Source organism: Telluria sp. ZT3P39 (assembly GCF_059685935.1).
On sequence record NZ_JCASIH010000004.1, the window covers coordinates 19,130 to 31,525 of the forward strand.

The 12,396-nt window shown below is 67.9% G+C and carries 8 protein-coding genes; 1 reads left to right on the plus strand and 7 read right to left on the minus strand.

Features of this window, described 5'->3' with window-relative positions; all coding sequences use genetic code 11:
• Positions 1-4: 4 nt before the first annotated feature.
• The 7 genes from AC56LR_RS06020 to AC56LR_RS06050 all read right to left on the minus strand — a co-directional run bounded on the left by AC56LR_RS06020 (position 5) and on the right by AC56LR_RS06050 (position 10,306).
• Positions 5-2,296 carry a M28 family peptidase gene (locus AC56LR_RS06020; protein WP_497128561.1) on the minus strand — a complete coding sequence of 764 codons (2,292 nt, stop codon included), beginning with the start codon at positions 2,294-2,296 and terminating at the stop codon, positions 5-7.
• A 44-nt stretch (positions 2,297-2,340) separates the two neighbouring features.
• A complete protein-coding gene (dpgD, locus tag AC56LR_RS06025; RefSeq protein ID WP_497128562.1) occupies positions 2,341-3,150 on the minus strand; it encodes an enoyl-CoA-hydratase DpgD in 810 nt (269 codons plus the stop codon).
• Complete coding sequence (locus tag AC56LR_RS06030; RefSeq protein ID WP_497128564.1) at positions 3,147-4,481, minus strand: aminotransferase-like domain-containing protein; 1,335 nt, start codon at positions 4,479-4,481, stop codon at positions 3,147-3,149. The genes dpgD and AC56LR_RS06030 overlap by 4 nt, the downstream gene beginning before the upstream one ends.
• On the minus strand, positions 4,478-5,797 hold the full coding sequence (locus AC56LR_RS06035) for an enoyl-CoA hydratase/isomerase family protein (RefSeq protein WP_497128566.1): 1,320 nt from the start codon (positions 5,795-5,797) through the stop codon (positions 4,478-4,480). Before AC56LR_RS06035 ends, AC56LR_RS06030 begins: the two co-directional genes overlap by 4 nt.
• 64 nt (positions 5,798-5,861) lie before the next feature.
• Positions 5,862-8,279 (minus strand): ABC transporter permease, encoded by a 2,418-nt coding sequence (locus AC56LR_RS06040; protein WP_497128568.1) that lies wholly within the window; start codon positions 8,277-8,279, stop codon positions 5,862-5,864.
• A gap of 21 nt (positions 8,280-8,300) precedes the next feature.
• A complete protein-coding gene (locus AC56LR_RS06045) occupies positions 8,301-8,984 on the minus strand; it encodes an ABC transporter ATP-binding protein (RefSeq protein ID WP_497128570.1) in 684 nt (227 codons plus the stop codon).
• Positions 8,985-9,019: 35 nt separating this feature from the next.
• Positions 9,020-10,306: an efflux RND transporter periplasmic adaptor subunit gene (locus AC56LR_RS06050; RefSeq protein ID WP_497128572.1), complete on the minus strand. Its 1,287-nt coding sequence runs from the start codon at positions 10,304-10,306 to the stop codon at positions 9,020-9,022.
• 954 nt (positions 10,307-11,260) lie between these two features.
• On the opposite strand from AC56LR_RS06050, the gene dpgA reads away from it, so the two are divergent.
• The gene (gene dpgA, locus AC56LR_RS06055; protein WP_497128574.1) at positions 11,261-12,376 is read left to right on the plus strand and encodes a 3,5-dihydroxyphenylacetyl-CoA synthase DpgA; all 1,116 of its coding nucleotides are present in this window, start codon (positions 11,261-11,263) and stop codon (positions 12,374-12,376) included.
• Positions 12,377-12,396 lie beyond the last annotated feature (20 nt).

The following is a 12,396-nucleotide window of genomic DNA, read 5'->3' on the forward strand; positions in this document are numbered from 1 at the left end:
CGGTTCAGTCGAACCGGTGGCTGCTGGTCAGCTGGGTGGTATCGCCGTCGCGGAATGCCTGGGCGATATACCCTGCCGGCCGAACCGGTGCGCCGGCCAGTTCGAAGCCGTAGCTGAAGTCGCGCGCCCGGATCGAGAAGGGTGTGCCGGCTTTCACCGCCAGCACCAGGTGCAGCGGCTGCTTGCCCATCCCGAACGCGTTGGTCAGCCATGGGCGGTCGCCCAGGCTGGCGTAGCGCTGACCCTGCACTTCGGCCAGCTGGACCGGTGCGCCGTCGACGAACACCATCATGCGCGGCGCGGCGCGCTGCGAGCGCACCTCGACCGTCACCCGGCGCAGGTCGCCGGCCAGGCTGTCGCCCAGCACCGTGATCGCCGGAGCCGGCTGCGTCACCCGTCCCGCCGGCGCCGCCCAGCGTGGGCGCCCCATCGGGCCGAACACGTTCTTGAGCGCCAGCTTCTCGGGTTTGGCCGGGAACAGGCTGCGCGCCCACGGGGCAAGCTGGTCGTTCTCGGACACCCAATAGGCCTGCTGCTCCGCCCCGTCCTGGACCAGGAACAGGTTATCCGGCTGCGGCCGGCTGCTGTCGAAACCCGAGTTCGCCGACGCGATGCCCAGCAGGACCACGGCCGCCATCAGGGGCAGGAAGGGCAACACCCAGCGCCGTTTGAGCGCCTGCAGCAGCGGCGTGAGCGCGCCCAGCATCAGCATCAGCAACAGGATCGTCGCGGCCACCATTTGCGGGCTCAGGCCGTAGTACATCAGGGACACGAGCGGCGCGAACATGCAGACCGCGGGCAGCGCGGCCAGTGCCAGCGCAAGCAGCCGCTGCAGCGGCGGCCATTCGCGCTTGCGCAGCACCAGGCCGCCCAGCACCACCGCCAGCAGCGGCCACACCAGCAGGAAGCTGGCGCCCGGAGCCAGGATACTCACGGCGACCAGCACCAGCGCCAGCGCCGAGAATGCTCCCAGGCTCATCTCGGCCGGGCGGAAACTGCGCTGCAGGCGGCCCAGAACCAGCACATACAGCCCCAACCCGAGGCAGGTGAAGACGCCCAGGTACCAGCCGCCGTTATACGTATTGCCATGCAATTGCAACTGGTAGGCCGGATGAAGCAGGCACAGCGCAAACCACAGCAACTGGCAGGCAAGCGCGACCAGCACGCTGGCGACCACGAAGGCCAGTGCGGCCCACGCCACGCGCGCACCGCGCGCCTGGCCGGCGCGCAGCGTCAGCACCACCAGCGCGCCCAGCGCCAGCAGCGCGACCAGGCTCAGCGGCAGGACCAGGCCCCCCGGGTAGCTCACCAGTCCCAGCGCCGGCAGGTTGAAGTAGACGCGGTCGGCGGCGCGGATCTCCGCCAGCGGCTGGTTGCCGAAATGGCGGGCCAGCGCGAGCATGATCTCGCCCTCGTGCTGGAGGCTGGCGCCGTCGAGCAGGTCGGCGCGGTCCAGCGCGGTGTGATAGCTGTTGTGGCTTCCCATCGCCGCGAAGTTCAGGCCGGGCATCCCGGCCTGCTTGAACGCGGAGAAATCGGTATCGTTGGGCATCAGACGGTACACCTCGGCCAGCAGCGAATTGCCCAGCGCGAGCTCGAGCTTGCCGAAGCCGTCGATCAGCTTGCCGTTGCCGGCGCTGGTCTCGAACATCCAGAACGGTCCGCTATTTCCGCGGAAATCGAAATTGAGCACCATCCCGATGTTGGCGGCCACCGCCTGGCTGGTGAAATGCCGTGCGCCGAGCAGACCCGCCTCCTCGCCGTCGGTGAACGCGATCACCAGGTCGTTCGTCAGGGGCTCGCCCTGCTTGAGCGCGCGCAGCGCCTCCAGGATGGACGCCACGGCGGCGCCGTTGTCGGCCGCCCCCGGGCTCAGGGGCGCAGAATCGTAGTGCGCCGCCAGCAGCAGGGCCTTGCCGGGTGTGCGTCCGGGAATCCGGACCACGATGTTATTGACCTGGCCCACCACCACGCCCTTGGCCGGCACCACCATCGCGCTCTGCACCTCGGGCGCATGGCCGAGGGCGCGCAGCTGGGCCACCAGGTAGTCGCGCACGGCCGCGTTCTCCGCGGTGCCGATCGGGTGCGGTTTGGCTGCAATCTGGCGCAGGTGGGTCATGGCGCGCGCCGCCGAGAAGGCGGAAGCCGGGGCGGTGACGGGGGCCGGCGCCGGCGCTTCGGCCTGGCGCATGCCCAGGCCGGCCAGCAACAGCATGAGCAGCAGGACGGCCAGCGCAGCGAGGCCGGATGGCATCGCGATGGGCGGGACGTAAGTCGGCGAAAGCGGCTTGTGCATCGATGAATCCTTATGGTTGGAAAAATTGGACGCGGAGGCGGGCCTCAACGGCCCTGCCAGTCGGGCGAGCGCCGTTCGAGGAAGGCGCGCGGCCCTTCGCGGCAGTCGTCGCTGTCGCGGCGCCGGCCTTCCCAGTAATACTGCTTCGAGAACGCGGCTTCGAGGTCCAGCCCGGAAGACTGGGCGACGACTTCCTTGATCGCCCGCAGCGACAGGGGCGCGCAGGCCAGCACGTCCGCCACCCAGCCGTCGACGCAGGCGTCGAGCTGGGCGGCGGGAACGACCTCGTTGACCAGTCCCAGTTCATAGGCGCGCGCGGCGCTCATGCGGCGCCCGGTCATCAGGTGGCCGACCGCCACGCGCGACGGTATCTGGCGCGGCAAGCGCAGCACGCCGCCGGCGCCGGGAATCAGGCCGAGCCGGGCTTCGGGCAGGCCGAAGCTGGCGTTGTCGGCGGCGACGATCATGTCGCAGGCCAGCGCGAGCTCGAAGCCGCCGCCCAGCGCATAGCCCGCGACCTTGGCGATCAGCGGCTTGCTCATGCCGAAGCGTTCGGTCAGGCGCGGCCACCCGGGCCGGCCCTGGCTGCCGAACGAGGACGGCGCCTCCCCGCCGGCGGTGCGCTGCGCCAGCTCCTTCAGGTCCTGGCCCACCGAAAAGGCGCGCCCGCCGGCGCCGGCCAGCACGCCCACGCGCATCGCGGGATCGGCCTCGAAATCGTCCCAGATCTCGGCCAGCTGCGCGTGGGTGCGCAGGTCGAGCGCGTTGAGCACCGAGGGGCGGTTCAGGGTGATCCGCGCCACATGGCCGTCCTTGTGATAGATGACGGCGGGGGCCTGCGCGCCGGCGCTCATGCGCCGTCCCGGACCGCCAGGCGCGCATCGCGCAGGAAGCGCGCCAGGCGCCGCGCCCCTTCGTTGATCTCGCCAGGTGTCAGGTAGCTGCACGAGAGCCGGATCTCGCGCCGTCCGCGGCCGTCGAGGTGGAAGTCGCGCATCGGTGTCCACAGCACGCCGTATTCGTGGGCGGACAATTCGAGCAGCTCGACGTCGGCGTCGACCGGCAGCTGCATGCGCACGAAGAAGCCGCCGCCCGGACGATTCCAGCTCACCCTTGTTGCGGCGCGCAGCTCGGCGTCGACGTGGCGCTCGAGCGCGGCCAGCAGAAGCGCCAGGTTGTCGCGATAGAGCGTGGCCTTGTCTCGCCCGACCGCCGCCAGCGAACCGCCCTTCTCCAGCATCATGCCGCCCACGATCGCCTGGCAGATCGGCGAAGTGTTCACCGTCACCATGCTCTTGGCCAGCGCCAGTTCGCCCGCCAGCAGGCGAACGGCGCCGTCGCTGCCCTGTACCTGCTGGTCGGCCACGATGAAGCCGACCCTCACGCCGGGCAGGCAGGTCTTGGCGCAGGTGCCCATGTACAGCACCCGGCGCCCGGTGTCGAGCGCCTTGAGCGTCGGCAGCGCCTGGTCCGGCGCGGCCGTGAACCCGTAGGCGTTGTCCTCCAGGATGAAGAAGTCTTCGCGTTCGGCCAGGGCCAGCAAGGCCTCGCGGGTCGCCAGCGGCATCAGGCTGCCGGACGGGTTGGCGTAGTCCGGCGCGACATACAAGGCGCGAATCCGGGCGCCGGCGGCGCGCGCCTCCATGCAGGCACGCGCCAGGGCCTCGAGGTCGACCCCGGCGTCGCCTTCCGCGACCGCCACGATCGGCACGCCCAGCACCTTGGCCGCACCGCTGATGCCCACGAAGGCGGGGCTGACGATGGCCAGCCGGTCCTGCGCCGTCGGGCACAAGGCCAGCAGGGCCAGCATCATCGCTTCCTGGGCGCCGACGGTGACGACGATGGCTTCGGGCGCGGCGGCGATGTCTTCGTCCATGCGCAGGGCTTCGGCCAGCAGATCGTTGATCAGGCCGCGGCTGGGGCCGTACTGGTACAGGCGGCGCCGCACCTGCGCCGGGCTCAAGCCCTTCTCGCGCTGCAGCCAGGCGCTGTACAACTCGATGTAGCGGGCCACGTCGAGTTCATCGAAAAAGCCGCCGAAGGGCGCGCCGGGCGCGAACGAGATCGCCTTCGGGAAGCGGTCGATGACCTCGTTGAGGAAGCTGATGGCGCCGAAGGCCGGGTCGGCCAGCGCCGCGAGCAGCTCGCTGCGCGCGATCGGCTTGGGAGAGGCAAGCTGGGTCATGCGGCCGGCCTCACCTTGTTCAGCACATCTTCGCTGTACATGCGCTCGGCCTGCTCCAGCGCGAACGCGGCCATGTAGGCCCGGAAGGCCTCGGGCGGTTCGTCGGCGAGCCTGAGCATGCGCCGGTTCGGCACCACGGCCGGGCTGTCGAGGGCTTGCGCGCAGCGCGCGATCGCCTCGTCCATCGCCTCGGTCGCCACCACTTCGTCGAACAGCAGGCGCGCGTCGTCCTCGTGCGCCTTCACGCTGCGCCCGTACAGGATGACCTGGCGCGCCAGGCTGCCGTTGGTGCGGCGCGCCAGGCGCAGGTTGGCCGCGCCGGGCACGATGCCTTCCTGCGCCGCCGGCAGGCTGAAATAGCTGTCCTCGGCCGCGATCACGCGGTCGCAGGCCAGCACGATCTGCGCTCCGCCGCCGATGGCGAAGCTGTCGATGGCGGCGATCCAGGGGATCTCGCGGGCCGCGCTCCCGTCTTCGCCAGGCGCCAGCCCGCACAGCATCTTGTTGATGTAGCCGAACTCGCGCCGCAGCAGGAAGTCGGCGTACGAGATCTGCCCGCGATGCAGGTGGCGCAGGTTGATCCCGGCGCTGAACACGCGCCGGCCGCGGTAGCGCGGGTGCTCCATGACGCCGCCGCGCAGCACGCCCACGTGCACCTCTTCGTCGAGCAGGGCCAGGTCGATGGCGGTTTCCATGCTGTCGATCAGGGCGTTGTCTTCGGCGTTCAGGCAGTCGCGGTTGTTGAAGGTCAGGTAGGCCACGTGGCCGCGGCGCTCCAGGTGCAGCGCACCGATCGTCAGCTCGCCCTCCTGCTGGAAGCGCGCCAGCAGGCCGCGCGCTTTCGCGGTCGGCCGCAGCATGCGCCGCACGATCTCCGATCCGGTCTCGGGCAGCGCGAGCAGCGCGCCGAAGAACAGGCCCTGGTCGATCTCGCGGGCCTCTTTTTCGGCCTGGGTGTACTCGGCCTCCATCGCCAGCTGGCGGCGCGTCGGCACGAGGCCGGGGCACAGTTCGGCCGCGCCGAATGCCAGTTCGGACAAGCTCTGGTGGCTGCCGTCGGTATTGGCCAGGCGCGCGAACAGGCTAGCCGCATGGCGCGTCAGGAAGGCCTTGCGCGCACGCCGGCAGCGCCGGTGCACGCGCAGCGCGAGCGCGGTTTGCGCGGGGTCGCGGCCCGGCTTCGGTCCGAGGGTGGCCAACATATCCTCGCCGAGCGCAATGTCGGCGGCCAGCCGCGGCGTGTCCGCGTCCAGCGTACCGGCGAACGCCGGCGACGCCTGCTCCCAGGCGTCGAATTCTGCTTGTGACAGGTTCATGGTGTGTTTGTGTGCAGGGTTGGAATCCGCGCGGGCGGCGCGCTGCACGCCCACGCGGCGGGGATCAAGCCGCGCGCAGCGCCGCCGCCGGCGACAGGCGCATCGCCATCAGGGTGTGGCGGCCGGTGGCCAGTGCCGTCACCAGGACGGCGCCGACCAGTGCGGCAAGCAGGGCCCAGGGGCCGATCGCGGCCTGGTCGGCGAACTGTTCGACGAACATGCGGCTCGCGAACCATGACAGCGGCAGCCCGAACAGCGCCGCCACCGCCAGCAGCACGCCGAATTCGCGCACCAGCAGGCGCGCGATGTCGGCCGGTCCCGCGCCATACAGCTTGCGGATCACGATCTCGCGCGCGCGCCGCTGCACCGCATTGGCCGACAGCACGTACATGCTCAAGACCGCGAGCGGGATGATGACCGCGCCGATCACCACGCACAGCGTCAGGATCACCTGCGGTCCGCTCGCATTGAGCTCGATCCGGGTGCGCAGGCTGCTGATGCGCGGGAACTGGTCGGGCAAGACCCGGCGCCAGGCCGACTCCACCGCGGCCTGGGCCGAGGCCAGGTCGTTGCGGGCGCGGATCGTCAGGTCGGGCAGGTCCTGCGCGATCTGGTAGACCGTGGCCTTGGGCGGGCCGGCGTTGAAGCCGGCCGCGACGTCCTTGCTGATGCCGACCACCTGGACGCTGGTGTCGCCGTGCTTGATGAAGCTGCCGACCGCGCCGGCCGCGTCGGGATAGCCCAGGCGGCGCGCCGCCTCGCGGTTGATCACCACCACCTTGGTATTGTCGCCGGTGTCCAGGCGCGGATCGAACACCCGTCCGGAGACCGCGCCCAGGCCGATGGTGGCGAAGTATTCCGGGCTGACCTGCAGGGCGTCGAGCTTGACCGTCTCGGCGCGCGTGTTCAGGAAGTCGAGCCGGGTCGTCATCACCGAGCTGCCGGCCACCCCCGCCACTTCGGGCTGGCGTGCCAGCTCGTCGCGCAGGCTGTGCGCCTGGGCGCGGGTCAGGCCCTGCGGCAGGCTCGCGATCAGCAGGGTATCGACCTTGTAGCCGTAGTCGATGTCCTTGAGGTAGTTGATCTGCCAGGCGATCGCCACGATCATGGCGCTGACGAACAGGGCGATCGCGAACTGGGTCACGGTCAGCACGCGGCGCAGCCACAGGCCGCCCGCGGTTTCGCTGCCGCCACGGCCGCTGAGCGACTCCGCCGCGCGCATGCCCAAGGCCACCCAGGCCGGGTAGATGCTGGCGCCGACGCCGAGCAGCACGCCGGAGGCCAGCACCACGAGGGCGAACCCGATCCAGTCGGCGCTGCCGAGGATGCTGCCGATCGGATGATTGGTCATCTCCGACCAGGCCGGCAACAGGGCCACGGCCAGCAATGCGCCGAGCAGCGCCGCCGCCAGCGCGACCACGATCGATTCGGCCATCATCTGCAGCACCAGGCGCACGCTGCTGATGCCGAGCACCTTGCGCACCGCCATCTCGCGCTGGCGGGCGATGACGCGGATGGTCGCCAGGTTGACGTAATTGCCGGCCGTGAGCAGCAGGATCAGCAGGGCCACGATATTCATCGCATACAGCGCCGTCCGGTCGCCCTTTACCCCGCTGTTGCTGCGCGCCGAGGGATCGAGATAGGAATCGGCCAGCGGACCGAAGGCCACGTCGAGCAGTGGATTCGTGCCGAGCTCGGCCTTGTCGCGGGCGCTCAGGTGGGATCGCAGGGCCGAGGCGTCGATCGCGTCGACCAGGCTCTGCCGCAGCGTGGCGCGATCGAGACCAGGCGGAATCCGCAGGTAGATCTTGTTGGTGACGAAATCGTGGACGTTGTCCGAGTAATAGCTCCACGGGTCGAGCGCATGCTCGCGCTGGGCCGCGCTCCAGATCCCGGAATTCAGGCCGGCCAGGGCTTCGAACTGCAGCGAGCTGGTTGGCGGCTGCTTGGGCAGCACCGCGGCGACCCGGTAAGACTGGCCCTGGACGCTGAGCTCGCGGCCGACCGCATTGGTGGTGCCGAACAGCTGGCGCGCGGTCTCGTCGGACAGCGCCAGCGCGTCCGGGCGGCCGAGCGCGGTCTGCAGGTCGCCAGCCAGGGGCTTGAGGCCGAATACCTGTTCGAGCGCCGGATCGGCCAGGGCCACCCCGACATTGCGCACGATCGAGCCGACCCGCATCGCGGCCGAGGTCGGGAGCACCGCGCTGACCTTGACCGGCGCGCCGCTGCGTTCGAGCGTCTCCTTCATCGACAGCGGCACGTTCTCGCTCCAGAACGGCGGGCCCCAGTTGGCGCGCGCCTTGAGGACAAACACCTCGTCGACCTTGTCGACGTTGGTGTCGAAGGAATACTCGTAGCGCGTAAAGGCCAGCACCAGGAAGCAGACGGCGAAGCCGATCGCCAGCCCGCCGACGGTAATGCTAGAAAAAACCGGCTGGCGCACGAACAGGCGCCAACCCAGGCGAAAATCCTTGAGTGTCATAGCGTGGTTCCCGTTCCGGTATCAGGCTGCGGCGCGCAGGTGGTCGCCGACGATGCGGCCGTCGAGCAGGTGCACGACGCGCGAGGCCTGCTTGGCATGCTCCGGCGAGTGGGTGACCATCACGACGGTGGTGCCTTCGGCATTGATCTGCTTGAGCAGCTGCATGACTTCGTCGCCGTGCGCGCTGTCCAGGTTACCGGTCGGTTCATCGGCGAGCAGCAGCGCAGGCTTGCCGACCAGCGCGCGCGCGATCGCCACGCGCTGCTGCTGGCCGCCCGACAGCTGCGAGGGCCGGTGCTTGGCGCGGTGGCCGATGCCGAGCTTGTCGAGCATCGCCGTCACGCGCGGGCCGCGTTCGCGCGCGGGCACGTCGCCGTATTCCAGCGCCAGCTCGACGTTTTCGTACACGCTCAGTTCATCGATCAGGTTGAAGTTCTGGAAGATCGAGCCGATCCGCCCCCCGCGCAGGCGGTTGAGCTTGACCTCGCCCCACTGGGTGACGTTCTCGTTGCCGAACCAGCACTCGCCGTCGTCCGGACGATCCAGCAGGCCGAGCATGCTCAGCAGGGTCGACTTGCCGCAGCCGGACGGTCCGGTGATGGCGATGTATTCCCCCTCGCGCACTTCGAAATTGATGTTGTCGAGCGCGCGGGTCTGGACCTCTCCAGCCTGATGGATCTTGCTGACGTTAACGAGTTTAAGCATGGTGTCTCCGGTTACGAAATGATGAACTGCGTTGATTATTTGTTCAGTTGCAGGCGGGTGGCGTTGCCGAAGTCGGCGTAGGAGGACACGACGACCTTCTCGCCCGGGGCCAGGCCGGACAGGACCTCGACCTGGCGGCTGTTGCGGCGGCCGACCTTGATCTCGCGCTTTTCGACGTCGCGGCCATTGGGCGCGACCACGAACACCCAGGCGCCGCCGCTGTCGGCCAGGAAGGGGCCGTTCGGCAGCAGCAAGGCCTGCCCGGGCGCGCCGAGCGTGATCTGGACATCCATGCCCTGCCCCGGGCTGAGGCCCGCGGGCTGGGCGTCGGGGAACAGGAGTTCGACGCTGAAGCGGCCGTCGGTGATCTGCGGGTAAACATGCTCGACCTTCAGCGGATACACCGTGCCGTCCAGGCGCACCTGCCCGGTGCGGCCCGGGGCGATCCGGCGGAGGTAGTATTCGTCGGCCTGGGCCACCAGCTTGAAGCGGCGCGGGTCGTCGATGCGGCCGATGTGCTGGTCCTGGCGCACCGCTTCGCCCACCTGCAGCTTGAAGTCGGTCAGCCGCCCGGCGACCGGCGCGCGCACCAGCAGTGCGTCGACGCTGGCGCTGACCAGCTTGAGGCCGACCTCGATGTTCTCGATGGCGCGCTCCATCTGGCGCACGGCGGCGCGCTTGACGCTGGTTTCGTCGGCGTTCTGCTCGCGTTCGGCCTGCACCAGGTGCTCCTGCTGGGCCAGCAGGTCGGCCGAGTTTTCCAGCGCCTCGGGCGAGATATAGCCGTTGGTGGCGAGCTGCTGGTTGCGCGCGTGCTTCTTGCGGGCCTGCTCCAGGTTGAAGCGCAACTCGGCCACGCGCCGTTCGTAGGCGGTGTTGCCGACCTCGAAGTTCACGCGCAGGTTGGCAAGGTTGGAAATCTGCTGGGTGTGTTCGGTCTGGCGCTGCAGCAGTTCGAGGTGGCGCTGCGAATTCGAGATGCGGAACAGGACCGCGCCCTCCTTCACCATGGCGCCGTCGCGGGCGAACACTTCTTCCACCCGCCCGGACTCGACCGAGTCGAGGATGACCGACTTGAAGGACTCGGCCTTGGCGCGCATCGTCACGTCGTCGGAAAACACGGCGCGTTCGGCCGTGGCCACACGTACATCGGTCGCCGGCACCTGCAGGCCGCGCGGCACCAGGCGCCACAGGCCCACGCCGCACAGCACGACGCAGATCGCGGCGGCGGCGGCCAGCACGCGTTTCCGCCCCCGCTTGGGCGGCACCACGGCATCCATCGCCGCACCACTGACCGCCAACCTGGGTTTCGTATTCTCCACTCGATCCACCCTCTATAACAGAGATAACAGACAACAAAATTGGAATAGTGCAACAAGCGGCGCCAATTCTGCATCAGATAAAACGACATGTACAGAATTTTGTCGTTTTTTATTTTCGTATTGATTTAGGACAAAATGTTATTGACTACTGGAATTCCAATCAGATATTCTCGGTCCCGTTCTTCGTAGACGGCACATGAATCTCCATTTCGTTTGAATGTGCCCGGTTATTTGCACCATCGTTTCCGTATTACCCGCTCGCCACCGGCATCCGGCCAGCGGTGTTGTTTTTCGAATTTTCGACACGACAGGGAATCATGAGTCTTACAACGGTACAGGTATCTTTCCTCCATCTTCTCCCGGCCGCGGCCGAGGGAGCCGGGCGCGCCACCTCCCCCTGCGGGACGGGCCGCCACCCCTGTTGCGGGGCGTAGCGCCCCGAGCGGCAGCGTAAGCGCCGGGGCCCAGGGCGCCTGCAAGCCACGGCTTGCAGGACCTGCGCGTCCCGGCCAGGCCCAAGACAAACACATATAGGAAGTCCGCCGATTGCATGGCGGACCGGATGCGAATCGATGGCGTTTGTCCGCCCGATTCATAGGGAGCGCTTGCGCCCGAATTAATGAATGCGTGTTTATGCTGAATATATATTCCCGGGTAATAAGCAGGCCTGGATTCGTTCCAGATAATAAAACAAACCATAACAATGCCATTACCCGAATCGCATTGGCACGCTACCCGATCTTCATGAACGAATTACCCGAATTTCATGAGCATCCTGCCGTGATTCACTAAACAGGCTACCCGGATTTCATACATTGCATTACCCGCTCTTCATACCAGCACTACCCGAATTTCATAAAAGAATTACCCGGATTTAATCAGCTAACTACCCGGATTTCATATTTCCGGATAGTCCATGTGGCTTCTTGAAATTAACCGACACGGTGACGAATCATGACTCTGGCAACACTACAGGCACCTCTTGCAGGCACCCCGACCCGCAGCCTCGAGGCCGGCCCATGCGCGGCGAGTATCGTCGCCGTCGGGACCGCGAACTCCGAGCACTGCTTCACCCAGCGCGACATGCTCGACATGTTCGGGATCCAGGACCGGCGCATCCGCTCCGTCTTCCTGAACGGCGGCATCGAAAAGCGCTACCTGACCCTTCCGGCGGTCGGCCCTGACGGCCAGCCGGTGGTCGAGACCCAGGGCGAACTGCTGCAGAAGCATTCGCGCCAGGGCATCGCGATGGGTGTATGCGCCCTGCATGCCTGCCTGGCCGAGGCCAATGCCGGCATCGAGGATGTCGCCTACCTGTGCTGCGTGACCACGACCGGCCTGCTGACCCCGGGCCTGAGCGCGCTGATCTCGCGCGAGGCCGGCCTGGCGCGCGACTGTGCCCGCATCGACGTGGTCGGGATGGGCTGCAACGCCGGCCTGAATGGCCTGAACGCGGTCAACAACTGGGCGCGCGCCAATCCGGGCAAGCTGGCCGTGATGCTGTGCGTGGAAGTGTGCTCCGCCGCCTACGTGTTCGACGGCTCGATGGAGACCGCGGTCGTCAACAGCCTGTTCGGCGACGGCGCCGCCGCCCTCGCCCTGCGCGCCACGCCGCAGCAGCAAGCCGGCCTGCCGCGCATCGTGAAGTTCTCGAGCTGCCTGATCTCGGAGGCCATCGGCGCCATGCGCTTCGACTGGGACGACCATCACGGCAAGTTCAGCTTCTACCTCGACCGCGACGTGCCCTATGTGGTCGGCGCCAACGCGGAGCAGGTCATCGCCGGCCTGCTCGAGGGCAGCGGCCTGCGCCGCAGCGACATCTCGCACTGGATCATCCATTCCGGTGGCAAGAAAGTGATCGATTCGGTGCGCCTGAACCTGGGCCTGAGCGCGCACGACGTGCGCCACACCACGTCGATCCTGATGAACTACGGCAACTTGTCCAGCGGTTCCTTCCTGTTCTCGTACCAGCGCCTGCTGGCCGAGGGCGCGGTGCGGCCGGGCGACCATGGCGTATTCATGACGATGGGCCCCGGTTCGACGATCGAAACCGCCCTCATTGCCTGGTAATCACCTCAACCTTTTCGACA